The sequence below is a fragment of the Reyranella sp. genome, from assembly GCF_052439685.1.
GTDB lineage: Bacteria > Pseudomonadota > Alphaproteobacteria > Reyranellales > Reyranellaceae > Reyranella.
The window spans coordinates 58019-73729 of the sequence record NZ_JBQVQG010000013.1 but is presented as its reverse complement, the minus strand read 5'-3'; the positions used below and the strand labels follow the sequence as shown (position 1 = coordinate 73729).

General features: G+C 66.4%; 16 protein-coding genes. 9 read left to right on the top strand and 7 right to left on the bottom strand.

Going from position 1 to position 15711, the window contains the following annotated elements:
• Positions 1 to 4: 4 nt before the first annotated feature.
• Together ACT6UX_RS17545 and ACT6UX_RS17540 are read right to left on the bottom strand one after the other, a co-directional pair.
• Positions 5 to 1585 (bottom strand): ABC transporter substrate-binding protein, encoded by a 1581-nt coding sequence (locus tag ACT6UX_RS17545; RefSeq protein WP_444776436.1) that lies wholly within the window; start codon positions 1583 to 1585, stop codon positions 5 to 7.
• A gap of 4 nt (positions 1586 to 1589) precedes the next feature.
• Positions 1590 to 2666, bottom strand: a complete 1077-nt coding sequence (locus tag ACT6UX_RS17540; RefSeq protein WP_444776435.1) for an isopenicillin N synthase family dioxygenase — start codon at positions 2664 to 2666, stop codon at positions 1590 to 1592.
• Positions 2667 to 2764: 98 nt separating this feature from the next.
• Here ACT6UX_RS17540 and ACT6UX_RS17535 point away from each other — a divergent pair, with 98 nt between their 5' ends.
• Positions 2765 to 3562: a bestrophin-like domain gene (locus ACT6UX_RS17535; RefSeq protein WP_444776434.1), complete on the top strand. Its 798-nt coding sequence runs from the start codon at positions 2765 to 2767 to the stop codon at positions 3560 to 3562.
• Between the two features lie 16 nt (positions 3563 to 3578).
• Here the strand turns inward: ACT6UX_RS17535 and ACT6UX_RS17530 are convergent, their stop codons facing one another.
• A complete protein-coding gene (locus tag ACT6UX_RS17530; protein ID WP_444776433.1) occupies positions 3579 to 4526 on the bottom strand; it encodes an AroM family protein in 948 nt (315 codons plus the stop codon).
• A 205-nt stretch (positions 4527 to 4731) separates the two neighbouring features.
• Between ACT6UX_RS17530 and ACT6UX_RS17525 the strand changes: the two genes are divergently transcribed.
• From ACT6UX_RS17525 to ACT6UX_RS17490, 8 genes are read left to right on the top strand one after another with little or no spacing between them, the layout of a single operon-like run.
• Positions 4732 to 5811 carry a DUF917 domain-containing protein gene (locus ACT6UX_RS17525; RefSeq protein WP_444776432.1) on the top strand — a complete coding sequence of 360 codons (1080 nt, stop codon included), beginning with the start codon at positions 4732 to 4734 and terminating at the stop codon, positions 5809 to 5811.
• Positions 5808 to 6890, top strand: a complete 1083-nt coding sequence (locus tag ACT6UX_RS17520) for a DUF917 domain-containing protein (protein ID WP_444776431.1) — start codon at positions 5808 to 5810, stop codon at positions 6888 to 6890. The genes ACT6UX_RS17525 and ACT6UX_RS17520 overlap by 4 nt, the downstream gene beginning before the upstream one ends.
• Complete coding sequence (locus tag ACT6UX_RS17515; protein WP_444776430.1) at positions 6887 to 8443, top strand: hydantoinase/oxoprolinase N-terminal domain-containing protein; 1557 nt, start codon at positions 6887 to 6889, stop codon at positions 8441 to 8443. The genes ACT6UX_RS17520 and ACT6UX_RS17515 overlap by 4 nt, the downstream gene beginning before the upstream one ends.
• A gap of 10 nt (positions 8444 to 8453) precedes the next feature.
• Positions 8454 to 9329 (top strand): ABC transporter permease, encoded by an 876-nt coding sequence (locus tag ACT6UX_RS17510; RefSeq protein ID WP_444776429.1) that lies wholly within the window; start codon positions 8454 to 8456, stop codon positions 9327 to 9329.
• Entirely contained in the window at positions 9326 to 10141 is an 816-nt protein-coding gene (locus tag ACT6UX_RS17505) for an ABC transporter permease (RefSeq protein WP_444776428.1), read from the top strand. Before ACT6UX_RS17510 ends, ACT6UX_RS17505 begins: the two co-directional genes overlap by 4 nt.
• Before the next feature lie 23 nt (positions 10142 to 10164).
• Positions 10165 to 11211: an extracellular solute-binding protein gene (locus ACT6UX_RS17500; protein ID WP_444776427.1), complete on the top strand. Its 1047-nt coding sequence runs from the start codon at positions 10165 to 10167 to the stop codon at positions 11209 to 11211.
• A 17-nt stretch (positions 11212 to 11228) separates the two neighbouring features.
• On the top strand, positions 11229 to 12209 hold the full coding sequence (locus tag ACT6UX_RS17495; RefSeq protein WP_444776426.1) for an ABC transporter ATP-binding protein: 981 nt from the start codon (positions 11229 to 11231) through the stop codon (positions 12207 to 12209).
• A 2-nt stretch (positions 12210 to 12211) separates the two neighbouring features.
• Positions 12212 to 12880 (top strand): AroM family protein, encoded by a 669-nt coding sequence (locus ACT6UX_RS17490; protein WP_444776425.1) that lies wholly within the window; start codon positions 12212 to 12214, stop codon positions 12878 to 12880.
• 3 nt (positions 12881 to 12883) lie between these two features.
• Here ACT6UX_RS17490 and ACT6UX_RS17485 read toward each other — a convergent pair whose 3' ends face one another.
• The 4 genes from ACT6UX_RS17485 to ACT6UX_RS17470 form a co-directional block, all read right to left on the bottom strand.
• Entirely contained in the window at positions 12884 to 13249 is a 366-nt protein-coding gene (locus ACT6UX_RS17485) for a copper resistance protein CopC (protein WP_444776424.1), read from the bottom strand.
• A gap of 33 nt (positions 13250 to 13282) precedes the next feature.
• The gene (locus ACT6UX_RS17480; protein ID WP_444776423.1) at positions 13283 to 14347 is read right to left on the bottom strand and encodes a pyridoxal phosphate-dependent aminotransferase; all 1065 of its coding nucleotides are present in this window, start codon (positions 14345 to 14347) and stop codon (positions 13283 to 13285) included.
• 1 nt (position 14348) lies between these two features.
• Entirely contained in the window at positions 14349 to 14936 is a 588-nt protein-coding gene (locus tag ACT6UX_RS17475) for a DedA family protein (RefSeq protein ID WP_444776422.1), read from the bottom strand.
• 68 nt (positions 14937 to 15004) lie between these two features.
• Complete coding sequence (locus tag ACT6UX_RS17470) at positions 15005 to 15679, bottom strand: OmpA family protein (protein ID WP_444776421.1); 675 nt, start codon at positions 15677 to 15679, stop codon at positions 15005 to 15007.
• Positions 15680 to 15711 lie beyond the last annotated feature (32 nt).

Sequence of the window (15711 nt, the reverse complement as noted above, 5' to 3'; positions counted from 1 at the left end):
GGCGTCAGTTGCCCTTCTTCTCGATGTTCCAGAATACCGGAATGGGGCTCGTCACGATACCGCTCAGCCGGTCCGAACGGGTTGCGGTCGGCAGCGTGTACTGGCCCAGCGGGACATGCGTGCCGTAGGTGATGGCGCGCGCCTGCAGGTCGGCGGCGATCTTCTTGCGGCTCTCGAGATCGGGCGCTCGCGCGAAGGCGTCACGCAGCTTCTCGACCTCGGCGTCGCAGGGCCAGCCGAAATTGGCCTTGTCGCACGAGGCGGTGAGCATGCTGTTGGTCAGCGGGTTCATCATGTCGATCGAGAGCCATGCGGTCATGAAGCCGTTCCAGCCGCCATCCTGCGGCGGTGTCTTGCGCAGGCGCCGCGCCACGATGGCCTGGAAGTCGAGCGGCACCATCTGCACCTTGAAGCCGCCCTTCTCGAGCAGGTCCTTGGCGATCGGGCCGGCATTGGTCAGCACCGCGATGTCGGTCGTGTGCAGCATCACGATCGGTGTGCCGTCGTAACCCGCCTCCTTGAGAAGCTCCTTCGACTTGGCGAAGTTGCCCCGCACCAGCCCGTCCATGCCGGCGTTCGATTCGAGCGGCGTGCCGCAGACGAACATGGCATCGCAGGTCTGGTAATACTTCTCGTCGCCGATCACGCCCTGGAGGAACGCCTTCTGGTCGAAGGCATACTCTGCAGCGCGCCGTACCTTCTCGTTGTTGAAAGGCGGCACGACCGTGTTCCAGCGGAACACGTATTGCGCGCCGATCTTGTTATAGACCTCGAGCTTGATGTTCTTGTCCGCCAGAAGCAGCGACTTCAGGTCGTGCGGCGGCGCCTCGATATAGTCGATCTCGCCGGCGAGCAGGGCGTTCACCGCGGTCTGATGGTCGGGGATGGCCAACCATTCCACGCGATCGACCTTGGCGACCTTGCCGCCGGCCAGGCCCGACGCCGGCTCGGGACGCGGCTTGTAGTCGGGGTTCTTCACATAGACGGTCTTGTCGCCCGGCTTCCACTCGTCGGCTTTGAAGATGAAGGGGCCGGACCCGATGAACTCGGAGATCTGCTTGGCCGGGTCGGTGTCGGCGATGCGCTTGGGCATCATCAGCGGAGTCGAGCCGCCCGGCTTGGCCAGCGAATCGATCAACAGCCCATACGGTTCCTTCAGCACGATCCTGAACGTCTTGTCGTTCACCGGTTCGAAGGACGAGACGAAGCTCAGCATCTTCACGCCCGTCGAATCGCGAGCGCCCCAACGCTTCAGCGAGGCGATGCAATCCTCGGCCGTGACCGGCTTGCCGTCATGCCACTTCAGCCCGTCGCGCAGCGTGAAAGTGTAGGTGAGCTTGTCGTCGCTCAGGGTCCAGGTGTCGACCATCTGGGGCTGCGGCTGCAGCTTCTCGTCCATCGCGAACAGCGTGTCCCACACCATGTAGCCGTGGTTGCGCACGATGTTGGCGGTCGTCCAGATCGGGTCGAGGACCTTGAGGTCGGAATGCATCACCGCCTTGATGGTCTTGGTCTGGGCGAAAGCGGGCGAGGCGAGGAGAAAGGCAGCGGCGGAGCCGGCCGCAAGCAGGTCACGAAGGCGCATCGGATCAGGCCTGCCAGCGGGAGGTTGCGCGCTCACCCGGCGCGATCTCGGTCTCGGACGGCGCCTGGACCTTCGACATGTGGCCGTAGCGCTGGGCGGCGAACCACAGCGCATAGTCGCCGAACTTGATCGGCGGATACTTGGCGGGCTTCTCGGGCGACTGGCACGACGGCAGGCACTCGATCATCGTGTCGTGGTCGGGATCGCAGAAGAAGGGAATGGCGTAGCGGAGTTGTCCCGAAACGTTGCGCACGCGGTGTGGCGTCGACAGGAACCGCTCGTTGCTCCAGCGGTGGAGGATGTCGCCGCCGTTCACGACGAAGGCATTCTCGAGGCCGGGCGCCTCCATCCAGCGCCCGTCGGGCAGCAGGATCGACAGGCCCTGCACCTTGTTGGGCGGCAGCAGGGTCATGAAGCCCGAGTCGGTATGCGGGACCAGGCTCTCGACGCTCTCGTCGGCGCCGTCGATCTGCGGATAGCGCGACATCCGCAGGATCATGTGCGGCTTGGCGAAGCACGCGTCGAAATACGTCTCCGGGAGATCGAGCGCCAGCGCGTAGAGCTTCACGAGCTTCTGGCAGAGCTTCTCGAGCGTCGAGATGTATTCGAGCGTCGTGTCGCGGAAGCCCGGCAGGTCGGCCGGCCACTTGTTGGGCGCATGGAAGCGACGGCCCGAGATCACATCGGGGTCGCTGGCGTCGCGCTCGCGGCGCAGGAAATAGGCCTCGTTCTGGCTGGGCTTCTTGCCCTGCGCGGCCGCGTTGGGCGGCGCCTTCTCGGCGATCGGCATGTAGCCGATATTGTGCTCGTCGACCTTCACCGCGAGCTTGGCTGCCATGGGCTGGGCATGGAAGCGTGCGGCCGCTTCATAGGTGGCATCGATCAGCTTCTGCGGCACGCCGTGACCCGCGAGATAGTAGAAGCCGACATTCTCGAAGGCGTAGCGAAGTTCGGCCGCGGCTTTCTCGGCTGCGCCGGGAACGCCTGCCAGATAGGCCGAGACATCGATCAGCGGAATCTCGCCGCCGATCAGCGGCGGGGCGACGGGCTGCCCCCTCACGGGTTGGATGGATGGCTGCATCGATGTCCTCCGATTACGCTACACGAACGCTAACATGCGCCCCGGAACCCCTGCAAAAAGCAAGCCGTGCGCGTTTCGCAGAAGTGCTAGAATTCAGCGTGCGCCAGCGTACGGCGCCCCCGGGAAAGGTCTATTTCGTGCAGCCCATCTGGATCTCGCTCGCGACATGCGGGGTCATGCTCCTTGGCGCAGTGATCGGTGTCTTGCTGCGCCGCTGGCTGCCCGACCATCATCTCGACGGTCATGCTCGCGACATCGTGCGGCTCGGAGCCGGCCTCGTCGGTACGATCGCGGCACTGGTCCTCGGTCTTCTCATCAACTCGGCGAGCAGCAGCTACGAAGCCCAGCGTGCCGAAGTCCGCCAGATTGCCGCCAATCTCACCCTGCTCGACGCGGTGCTCGATCAGTACGGTCCGGACGCGAAGCCGGTGCGCATCCTGCTGAGGGAAGCCGTCGACCAGATGATCGAGGGAATCTGGCATGATCCGAAAGCCCAGGCTCGTGGCGCGCTGTACGGCAGCGGGACGCTTGCGTCGCAGGTCTATGCCGGTCTCCATGCTCTGCCGGGCGGGACAGCCGTCACATCAGCCCTCGCCACGCAGGCCCTCCAACTCGCCGTCGCGATCTCGCAGGCCAGACTCGCCCTTTACGAGCAGTCGAGGTCCGGATTGCCGCTGCCGATCCTCGTGGTGCTGATTTTCTGGCTCACCGTGCTGTTCGCCAGCTACTGCCTGTTCTCGCCGGTGAATCCGACATCGGCCGTGGCGCTGGTGCTGGTCGCCCTTTCGGTGGCAGCGGCCCTGTTCCTGATCCTCGAAATGGCCAAGCCATTCTCCGGCCTGATGCAGATTTCGAGCGCGCCGATCCTGGCTGCCGTACCGCCGCTCGCACCGTGAGGGCCGCCGTCGGACTTCAGCGGTCCGACTGCCTCAATGCACGCCGGATAAGTTCGGGAGTCGACGTCGCGCCCAGCTTCAGCATCGCGCGAGCGCGGTGGATCTCGACGGTACGGTGGCTGATGCCCAGCGCCCGCGCGATGTACTTGTTGCCGGCACCTTCCAGCACCTGAACCAGCACCTCCGTCTCGCGCCGCGTCAGCGAGTCGAGAGCGGCCTGCGGAAGTCGCCGCAGCAGCTCGGCGCCGGTATAGGTGGCGACCGGGAGGTCGAGCGGCTTGCCGGCGATCTCGGACAGGCGCAGGCGGGCCGTGCTGGCGATGATGCGGCAAGCGGTCACGACCGGCTTGCCGCTGGTGCGCGCGACCTCCTGGGCCATCCCGCCGGTGTAGCCGACCGAGTTCATCACGATGAGGTCCGCGCCGGACACGCGGTCGATGGCTCGGGTCAGGTCGGAACTCTGGCTGCCGCCGATGCTCGCCAGCGAGCTCTTCAGCATCGTGCCGTAGTCGCTCTCGCTCGCAGCCGATTGCTGGCTCGCCAGGGGGAAAATGATGCCGATGCGCGAGTTGCTGGCCACCAGGGCGGAGATCCAGGCGTCGAGCGCATCCTGGCCGTGGATGAGTGGCGTGCGCGTCGAAAGTCGCGCTCGCATGCCGGTCATCGCCAGGATGAGAAGATCGTAATCGCGGCCATCGAGGTCTGCGACGAGCGCCTCGGTGCGCCTCGTCACGAAGCCGGCTTCGACGATGACGTGCCGGCCGCTGCGCACCTGGGTGAGATAGCTCAACTCGTCGCCGCGCGGCGCCATGCTCGCGATCATCGCTTCGGGATCGTTGTCGAGGGCTCCGAACTCTTCGTACTCGGCTTCGCCGAGCAGGGGAGCGATTTCCCGCATCACATCGGGACGCGGGGCATGGCCCATCGTGATCACGGCAATGCGCGGTATGCGCCTGGTCTCCACTTGTCTTCTCCCCATACGTGCTCGCACGTATTGATGCCTGCCTGCCCAATCCGTAGACATGCCTGAACACGGGGCAAGATGTCATGCGGGCTCGAACTCATCACGCGACGAAACACGCTGCGTCGGTGGTCCCGATCTTGCAAGGCGGCGCTCCGGCGGACCTCGTCTGACCCGACAAGAGAAAATTCGCCCGAAGCACTGGCCCATGCCCCTGACCGACATCACTCTCGACGACATCGAATCGCTGGCCGTTGGCGCCTGGGTCCTCGGCACGGGCGGCGGCGGCAGCCCGTATCTCGGCCTGCTCAACATGCGGGCCCTCTACAAGGAAGGCTATCGCGTCCAACTCATGCCGGCCTCCGAGCTGGCCGACGACGACTGGGTCGCCGCCGTTTCGAACATGGGCGCGCCGCTGGTCGGACAGGAACGTCTCACCGATAGCCGCACCATCGCGCGCGCCGTCGACCTGATGGAGCGCCATACGCGCTACCGTTTCCGCGGAATCATGGCGCTCGAGATCGGCGGCGGCAATTCGATCCAGCCGCTGATGGCGGCGGCTCACCTCAAGCGCCCGGTGATCGACGCCGACATGATGGGCCGCGCTTACCCCGAGGCGCAGATGACGTCGGTTGCCGTCGGCGATCTCGAGCCCTGTCCTCTGACGACGGTCGACGTGCGCGGGCTCGAGTCGGTCGTCGAGAAGGTGCCGACCTGGAAGTGGATGGAGCGGGTGAGCCGCAAGATCTGCGTCGAGTATGGTTCGATCGCCTCGACCTGCAAGGCGCCGCGCACCGGCGCCGAGGTGAAGAAGTGGGGCATCCAGGGCACCACGACCAAGGCCATCGCCATCGGCCACGCCGTGCGTGAGGCCCAGCGCAGGCATGAAGACCCGATCGCGGCCATTCTTTCGGTCGAACCGGGCAAGGTCCTCTACAAGGGCAAGGTCGTCGACGTCGAACGACGCGCGACCGAGGGCTTTCTGCGCGGTCGCACCCGCTTCGACGGCATGGACGAGTGGCGCGGCTCGGGCATGGAGATCAACTTCCAGAACGAGTGGATCGTAGCGTGGCTCGACGGCAAGCCCGTCGCCATGTCGCCGGACCTGATCTGCGTGCTGGATTCCGTTTCGGGCGAGGCGGTCGGTACCGAGACGATCCGCTACGGCCAGCGCGTGACGGTGATCGCGCTGCCGCCGCCGCCGGTCTTCCTCAGCGCCAAAGGCCTGCAGCATGTGGGCCCCATGGCCTTCGGCTACGACATCGAATTCAAGAGCGTCTTCGGGTGAGCCGCCGCGAGATCACAGAGGACGACATCGAATCGCTCGCCGTCGGGGCCTGGGTCCTGGGCACCGGTGGCGGCGGCAATCCCTATCTGTCGCTGCTCAACATGCGGGTGCTCTATCGCGAGGGCCGTCGCGTCGAACTCATGCCGGCCTCGGACCTCGGCGATGACGATTGGGTCGGCGTCATCGCCAATATGGGCGCACCGCTGGTCGGCATCGAGCGGCTGACGGATCACCAGACGATCGCGCGCGCAGCACGGCTGATGGAAGAGCATACCGGACGCCGGTTCGACGCCGTGATGGGGATGGAGATCGGCGGCGGCAACGGCGTGCGGCCGTTCATGGTCGCGGCCCATCTCGGCGTTCCGGTCGTCGATTCCGATACGATGGGCCGCGCCTATCCCGAGGCGCAGATGACCTCTGTCGCAGTGGGCGGCCTCAAGCCCTGTCCGTTGACGGCGGTCGACGTGCGCGGCCTCGAAGCGATCGTCGAGACCGTGCCGTCGTGGAAATGGGCGGAACGGATCGTGCGCAAGATCTGTGTCGAATATGGCTCCACGGCCCCGACCTGCCAGCCGCCCCGCACGGGGGCCGAGGTCAAGAAGTGGGGCATTCATGGCACCACCACCAAGGCGATCGCCATCGGCCGTGCCGTGCGCGAAGCACAGAGGACTCACGACGATCCGGTGGCGGCCATCCTCTCGGTCGAACCGGGCCGGCTTCTCTACAAGGGCAAGATCGTCGACGTCGAACGGCGGGCAACCGAAGGCTTCCTGCGCGGTGTCGCGCGTCTCGAAGGCATGGACGAGTGGCGTGGATCGGCTCTCCGTATCAACTTCCAGAATGAGTGGATCGTGGCTTCGCAGGATGGCGAACCCATCGCCATGACGCCGGACCTCATCTGTGTCCTCGACTCGGTGTCCGGCGAGGCGGTCGGCACGGAAACGGTGCGCTACGGGCAGCGGGTCACCGTGATCGCCTTGCCAGGCCCCGACATCTTCCTCACACCCGAAGGCCTGGCGCATGTCGGCCCGCGGGCTTTTGGCTATGATCTCGACTTCAGGAGCGTGTTCGCGTCATGAGACGAATCGGTATCGATGTCGGCGGCACCAACACCGACGCAGTCCTGATCGAAGAGGGCAAGGTATCCGGCGCGGTGAAGGCGCCGACCAGCCAGGACGTGACGACGGGCATCCTCGACGCGCTGAAGAAGCTCGCCGCAACCGGCGTGCTGAAGGGTACCGACGGCGCGGCGAAGAAGGTCGACGGCGTGATGATCGGCACCACGCACTTCATCAATGCCGTGGTGCAGCGCCGGCATCTTACGAAGGTGGCCGCGCTGCGCCTCGGCCTGCCGTCCGGCGCCTCGCTGCCGCCGTTCTGCGACTGGCCCGAGGATCTTGGCGAGCTGGTGCGCGGCGGCGTCTGGATGGTCGAAGGCGGCCACGAGTATGATGGCCGCCCGTTCATGCCGCTCGACGAGGCTGCCGTGCTGAAGGCGGCGCAGGAGATGAAGGCGGCGGGTCTGCGCGCGGTCGGCATCTCGTCGGTTTTCTCACCGCTCGATCCCAGCCACGAGAAGCGCGCTGCGGAACTGGTTGCTTCGGTCGTCCCGGATGCCGCCATCACCTGTTCTTCCGATCTCGGCCGCATCGGCCTGCTGGAACGCGAGAATGCCGGGCTGCTGAACGCGGCCCTGGCCGACCTGTCGCGCGACACGATCGCCGCCTTCGAGAAGGCGATCCGCGATTCCGGCATCGCCGCGCCACTGTTCATCACCCAGAACGACGGCACCGTCGCCGAGGCCAGTCAGGCACGGCGCCTGCCCGTCTACAGTTTCGCCTCGGGTGCGACGAACTCCATGCGCGGCGCGGCCTACCTGTCGGGGCTGAGCGACGCGATGGTGATCGATGTCGGTGGCACCACGACCGACGTGGGCCAGCTCAAGCTCGGCTTCCCGCGCGAAGCCAATTCGGTGGTCAAGGTCGGCGGTGTGCGCACGCTGTTCCGCATGCCCGACCTGCTGTCGATCGGCCTGGGTGGCGGCAGCCACGTGGTGCTCGATCCGCTTTCCATCGGCCCGGTCTCGGTGGGCTATCGCCTGCTGACCGACGCCATCGCCTTTGGTGGCGCGCAGCTCACGACGACGGACGTGGCGGTGGCGGCGGGCGTACTCGATCTCGGCGACAAGACGAAGGTGGCGCACCTCGATGCCGCGACCTGCGCGAAGGTCTTCTCCGAAGCGGCGCGTCTCGCTGAGGAGGCAGTCGACCGGATGAAGACCGAGGCGGGCGATGTGCCGCTGATCGCCGTCGGTGGTGGGGCGTTCCTGATCCCCGATAAAATGGCGGGTGTTTCGCAGGTCATCCATGTCGAGCATGGCGATTGCGCCAATGCCGTAGGCGCCGCCATCGCCCAGGTTTCGGGCGAGTGCGACCAGATCTTCAAGGATATGACCAGGGTCGAGGCGATCGAAGCGGCGCAGCACATCGCCAACGACCGCGCCGTCGCGGCCGGCGCCGACCGCGCGACCCTGCACACGATCGAGAGCGAGGACATGCCGCTCGCCTACCTGCCCGGCAACTCGGTGCGCGTGCGCGTCCGGGTCGTGGGCGACGTCGCGGCCACCGCGTGATCGTGACGGCATGACGACCGCCGCCCGCCTGTCGCCGATCGCCTGGCTGATCGCCCCGGCCGGGCTGCTGTTCGTCCTGTTCTTCGTGCTGCCCTTCGCCGTGATGACCGCGATGTCGTTCTATTCCGGCAATCCCGTCACCAATCCCAACGCCTTCCTGACGACCCGCCACTACGAGCGTTTCATCTTCGATACGGCCGGCATCTTCCATGAGGCCCTGTGGTCGACCCTGCGCATCGGCCTCATCACCACGATCGTGTCGCTGCTGATCGGCTATCCGCTGGCGCATTGGATGGCGCGCATGCAATCCCGTCTGGGCCACGCGCTGGTGCTGATGGCGGTGATTGCGCCCATGCTGACCGGCATCGTCGTGCGCACCTTCGCCTGGATGACCATCCTGCAGGACAAGGGCGTCATCAACACGACGCTGATGCAGTGGGGCGTGATCGAGAAGCCGCTGCCGCTGATGTACAACGAGTTCGGCACGATCGTGGCCCTGGTCCATATCTACGTGCCGTTCATGGTGCTGACCCTGACCGGTGTGATCGGCCGCATCGACGAGCGGCTGGAGCAGGCGGCGCGCAGCCTGGGCGCCGGCCGGTTGCGTGCCTTCGTCGAGGTGACCTTGCCGCTCAGCCTGCCGGGCATTTTGGCGGGCTCGCTGCTGGTCTTCGCGTTGTCGATCAGCGCCTATGTCACACCCTCGCTGATGGGCGGCACTGACGTGCTGACCCTGCCGATGCTGATCGCCCAGCAGGTCGGCACCAGCTTCAACCCGAACTTCGCGGGGGCGCTGGGCGTCATCCTGCTGCTGGTCTCGCTGGCGATCGTCGTCGCCTACAACCGCATCCTGGCGCGGCTGGCGGGCGGGCAGGGGATGGCATGAGCGCCGCGCCCAACCGGCGCCCGTTCGACGCGGGACGTGCCGCCTATCTCACGCTCAACGCGCTCCTGCTCACGTTCCTGTTGCTGCCCATCGTGATCGTGCTGGTGTTCGCGCTGAACCCGACACCGTACATCTCCTTCCCGCCGGTCGGCATCAGCCTGCGCTGGTTCGAGAAGTTCTTCGGCAGTGCGGAGTTCATGAATGCGCTCTGGCTGTCTCTGTGGGTGGCGTCCGTGGTGCTGGTCCTGTCGATCGTGATCGGCGCCGCCTGCGCGCTGGCGCTGGTGCGCGGCAACCTGCCGGGGCGGGCTGTGATGACGGCTTTCTTCATGTCGCCGCTGATGGTGCCGGCCATCCTGACCGGCCTCGCGCTGTTCCAGGCCTATCTCCTGTCGGGGATCGGCCGGCCGGTCTGGGGGCTGATCGCGGCCCATACGCTCGTCGCAGTGCCCTACGTCATTCGCACGACGCTCGCCGTGCTGCACAATTTCGATCGCCGCATCGAGGAGGCCGCCGCCGTGCTGGGCGCCAGCCCGATGCGGGTCTTCTTCGAGGTCACCCTGCCATTGATCCGGCCGGGCGTCTTCGCGGGCGGTGTCTTCGCCTTCATCGTGTCGTTCGACCAGTTCCCGGTCTCGCTGTTCCTGGTGGTGCCAAAGGGCGAGACCCTGCCGGTGGTGCTGTTCAACTACATGAAATTCGACCTCGACGGCGCCATTGCGGCCGCCTCGATGGTCTCGATCTTGCTCGCACTTTCGGTGGTTCTGGTGCTGGAGAGGCTGATCGGCCTCAAGGCCTACGTTAAGCTGTGATCGGAACGAACAAGGGGGTTGCCATGATTTCACGTCGCAAAGCGTTGCGTGCCGGTGCGGGTCTCGCGGCCCTCGCCACGGTGGGAGCACCATCGATCCTTCATGCCCAGACCAAGACGCTCAAGATCACGACCTGGGGCGGCAAGTGGGGCGAAGTGATGAAGGCCACGGTGCTGCCGGCCTTCGAGAAGGAGTTCAAGTGTACGGTGTCGGCCGATCAGGCCTTCCCGTTCCTGCCCAAGCTGCAGGTCAGCTCGAAGAACGACCCGATCTACGACGTGCTGCACGCCAACTCGAACGAGCAGTGGAATGCGGTCGTCGAGGGCCTGGTAATGGACAAGATCACCGCCAAGGAAGTGCCCAACATCGCCGACGTCTATCCTTACGCGGTGAGCGACAAGATCGTCGGCGTCACGATCTTCACCAGCGCCATCGGCCTGGGGTATCGCACCGACAAGGGCCTGACAAAGCCGACCTCGTGGAAGGATCTCGCGGATCCCAAGCTGGCCGGTTCGCGCGGCGGTTACCTGATCCCGGTGAACAGCCTCGGCCAGGCGCACCTGATGATGCTCGGCAAGGTCTACGGCAAGGGCCTCACCGACCTCGACGCCGCCTACAAGGCGCTCGAAGCGCTCAAGCCGATCAAGTTGGTCGATTTCACCGGGCAGATGGAAAAGATGCTGCTGTCGGGCGAGGTGTCGATGGGCGTCATCCACGATTCGGGCGTCTACCGCTACGAAGGGCCGAACATGCAGCCGGTCGACTTCGCCAGCCCCTCCGAGGGCGTGCTGGCGCTGGAGCAGGTGCTCAACGTCACGCCGGGCTCCAAGGTCAAGGAACTGGCCTTCGCCTATATCGACTACATGCTGCGGCCCGACGTGCAGAAGCTGCTGGCGGAGGCGGTGTGGTACTCGCCGGCGAACAAGAAGGTGAAGCTCGACGCCAAGTACGATGCCAAGCTTCTCACCACGCCGGAGAAGGTCGCGTCGCTGATCCAGCCCGACTGGAAATGGTACAATGCGCGCCGCGAAGACATCGACGCCCGCGTCACCAAGATCCTCAAGGGCTGACGGACAGGCGTGCATCCGTGACCTCCGCGGCCATCAAACTCGACCAGGTGACCAAGACGTTCGACGGCCGCGTACTGGCCGTCGACGGGGTGACGCTCGACATCGCCGCCGGCGAGTTCTTCTCGCTGCTGGGGCCTTCTGGCTGTGGCAAGACGACGAGCCTGCGCATGATCGCGGGCTTCGAGCACCCCGATTCGGGCCGCGTCCATGTCGGCGGCCGCGATATCACCGACCTGCCGGTACACCGGCGCGACATGGGGATGGTGTTCCAGTCCTATGCGCTGTTCCCGCACCGCACGGTGGCGGAGAATGTGGCATTCGGACTGCGCATGCGCGAGGTCCCAAAGCCGGAGATCGAGCGGCGGGTGGCGGCGGCGCTGGCTCAGGTGGCGCTCACGGGTTTCGAGACGCGCAAGCCCGGCCAGCTTTCGGGCGGACAGCAGCAGCGCGTGGCGCTCGCCCGCGCGCTGGTCGTCGAGCCACCGGTACTCCTCTGCGACGAGCCGCTGGGTGCGCTCGACCGCAAGCTGCGCCAGCAGATGCAGTTCGAACTGAAGGAATTGCAGAAGCGCCTGGGCGTCACGCTGGTCTTCGTCACCCACGACCAGGAGGAGGCGCTGGCCATGAGCGACCGTATCGCCGTCATGAACGGCGGCAAGGTCGAGCAGGTCGGGACGCCGACCGAAATCTATGAGCGGCCGCGGACGCGCTTCGTCGCCGACTTCATCGGCGAGATCAACATCCTGGAGGAGGGCGGCCCGCTCCGCGCGCTGCGACCCGAGAAGATCCGGCTCGTGGCCGCCAATGGCGCGCGCCTCGCCGGAACGGTCGAGACGGCAAACTATCTCGGCGGATCGACGCTGCTGCGCGTCCGGCCGACCACGGGCTCCTCGATGCTGGTGCGCGAGACACATGCCGGCGAGCGCGCCTCGCGGGCGCCGGGCGATGCGGTGGGGCTCGCCTGGAACGACGCCGACGCCGTAGCATTGGAGGGCTGACCATGAGTACCTTGGGCATCGTCACCATCGGACAGGCGCCGCGCGACGACATCGTCGAGCTGTTTGCCGCCCAGGCGCCGGCCGGCACGAAGGTAATCCTGCGTGGCGCACTCGATGGCTTGAGCGACGAGGAAGTTGACACGCTACCGCCGCTCAACGGCGCCGACACGCTCTACACGCGCCTGCGCGGCGGCCGCGACGTGAAGATCTCCAAGCAGGCCGTGATCGCCCGCTCACCGGGCACGCTGGCGAAGCTGCGCGCCGACGGCTGCGATGCCATCGTCTATGCCTGCACGGGCGAGTTCCCGGCCATGGAAGGCGATGCCGGCGTCCTTTTCCCGTCGCGGGTGCTGAGCGGCATCGCCGAAGGATTGCTGCCGCGCGGACGGCTGGGTCTGCTGGTGCCCTTCGCCGAGCAGGGCGAAAAACTCGCCACCAAGTGGGCGCGCAACGGTGTGTCGGTGACGGTCGAGGCGCTCGTGCCGAGTGCCGGGCCTGAAGAGGCGGTCGCAGTGGCCGGCCGCCTGGCCGCGACGAAGCCCGACCTGGTGGCGCTCGACTGCATGAGCTACGGGCCCGCGACAAAGGCCGCTGTGAAGGCCGTGTTGAAAGTGCCGACCTTGCTCGCGATCACGGCCACCGGCCGCGTCCTGCGCGAGCTGTTCGACTGATCCTCAGTCGTTGCCGACGGTGAAGGGGATCTCGCCGTCGGCCTTTGGATCGCCGCCCACGATCCAGTGGAGACTGTAGCGGCCCGGCTGCAGCGTGGGCGCCCTGGCGAACAGTACGTCCGGCGTCGATTCCAGGCGCGGCTGCAGAACTTCGATGATGCGGCCGCCCTGCTTGATGGTCAGGCGAGAATCCTGGTGGTCCACGGGCCGGTTGAAGCGGACATAGAAGGCGCTGCTGCGCTGACCGACCACCGCGTCGGCCTTCGGTGCCGAGTCCAGCACGCGGATTTCCTGAGCGGTCGCCGTGCCGGTCGTGCCGAGCACGCCAGCCGTGGCGCCTGCGAGAAGAGACAGTCGTCGGGTGATCATGCTGGCGGCAATCCGTCGTACTCCAAAGGCATTCTAACGGCTCCTCAGGACATCCGCTGCCGCCGCGGTGAGCTTCCGCACGTCTTCTGGCGAGCCCACCGTGATTCGCATGTACGGTGCCGATCGAGGCTTGTCGAAGTGCCGGACCAGGATCGCGCGATCGCGCAGGGCGGCGGCGAATTCGGCACCGCCCAAAAAGGGATGACGGGCGAAGACGAAGTTGGCGCTGGAGGGCAGGACGACGAAATCCAGCGCCGCCAGATCGCGCGTCATCGCCTCGCGTGTCGCCACGATCCGGGCGCAGCTCTCGCGGAACCAGGCATCGTCGCGCACCGAGGCGATGGCGCCGGCCTGGGCGATACGGCCCAGCGGGTAGGAATTGAAGGAGTCCTTCATCCGGCGCAGCGCCTCGATCAGTCCCGCATCGCCCAGAGCATAGCCGACGCGCAGGCCGGCCAGGGCGCGCGACTTGGACATGGTCTGCACGACCAGCAGGTTTGGATGATCGGCGATCAGCGGCACCGCGCTCTCGCCGCCGAAATCGACATAGGCTTCGTCGATCAGGACCGGAATGTCGGCGTGCTCGTCGAGCAGCCGGGCGATGGCGGCGCGCGGCAGGGCGATTCCGGTCGGGGCATTGGGGTTGGCGATGACGATCGCCCCGGGATCGCGGCGATAGTCCTCGATGCGCACGCCCAACCCCTCGTCGAGCGGTACGGTCTCCAGGGTGATGCCGAAGAGCTGCGCCCACACCGGGTAGAAGCTGTACGTGATGTCCGGGCAGAGGAGGGGCCTGTCCTGTTTCAGCAGTCCGGCGAAGGCGTGGGCCAGCACCTCGTCGGAGCCGTTGCCGACGAACACCTGCTCCCGCTTGACGCCGTGATGATCGGCCAGCGCCTGAAGCAGTTCGCCGGCCTCCGGGTCGGGATAGAGCCGCAGCGAATCGGAGGCCGCCGCCCGCATCGCCTCTTCGGCGCGAGGTGAGGGGCCGATCGGGCTCTCGTTGGTGTTGAGCTTCACGAGGTTGGCGATGCGTGGTTGTTCGCCCGGCGTGTAGGGCGACAGCTCGCGAGCGATCCGGCTCCAGAAGGGATTCATCCTAGTTGCGCTCCATCACACGCTCCAGACGTCGCGTCAGGAACCAGCCGATCCCCAGGAAGGCCACCAGCATGGCAATGCCGAAGACCGACAGGGCATCGGTCATGGTCTTTTCGGAGACGAAACCGAAGCCGTAGCCTGCCGAGACGGCGAGCGTGGCCCACAGGCCCGCCGCGATGAAATTGAGGATGAGGAAACGCGGCCAGCTCAGGGTCGAGGCCCCATAGGCGAATCCCGCGACGTTGCGGATGATGCGCGGATAGCGGTGGATCAGGATCATCCAAGAATGATGGCGGTCGGCCACCCGCGCCGCCGCCTCGACGGCGCGTTGCAGGCGCGGGATGCCGCGCAGCCAGCGGGTGCCGAAGCGCCGCCCAACCCAGAAGCGCAGGACGTCGCCCACGAACGTGCCAACCCAGCAGGCTGCCAGCGCCTGTTCGTAGCCCAGCGCGCCGGCCTGCGCGGCATAGCCTGCGAACAGCGCGAGCAGCAGACTGTTGGCCATCGAGTAAACGGCGAGGAAGCTGTAGACGGCATCGCCATGCTGGCGAATGAAACCGAGGAAGGAGGCAAGGTCGCCGTCGAACATCCGGTCTGCCTACAACGAAAAAGGCGGCCCCGCGAGGGGCCGCCTTCCGTTGTCGATCGGACCGGGGTTTAGGCCGGGCCGATGGGACGGCCGGGCCAGCGATAGCCGGGGGCCGGGAGCGGGATCTTGACGCCGATCAGCGCGTCCTCGAGCACCGGGATGCCCGCGGCGTAGTCGCCCTGCTCGCACTTCGCCATCGCGGCAGCCTCACGCGGCTCGATCACGGAGGTGCGATACTGGCGCCACTTGTCGCTCAGCGCCTTGCAGTACGAGCGCGGGTCCGAGAACACGGTGCTGACCGTGGTCTGGCCGCCCACCGCGATCTCGACGCGGCGGTTCTGCGGTTCGCGGACATTGGGGCCGGTCTGCACGAGAAGGCCTTCCTCGCCCCGGCCATTGACCGTGATGGCGGTCGCCGGCACGCCCTCGCGGACGAGCTGTTCCTTGACCGAGTTCGCGCGGCGCAGGGAGAGCGCCATGTTGTACTGCGGCGAGCCGGAAGTGTCGGTATGGCCGGTCGCCACGATGTTGGCGCTACCACGGGTCTTGTAGGCCTGCGCGGCCTGCCGGACCGTATCGACGGCCTGGGCGGTCAGGTTGGAGCGGTCCCAATCGAAGAAGACCATGAAGGTCTGCGCCTGGACCGGCGGCGGCGGCGGGGGAGGAGGCGGCGGAGGCGGCTCCGACGCGCAAGCGCCCAACAGGAATGTCGCCGCGGCGACGACCAGGAGTTTTTTGAGCATGGAATGGTTTCCCTCGATTTTCGGATCTAAAC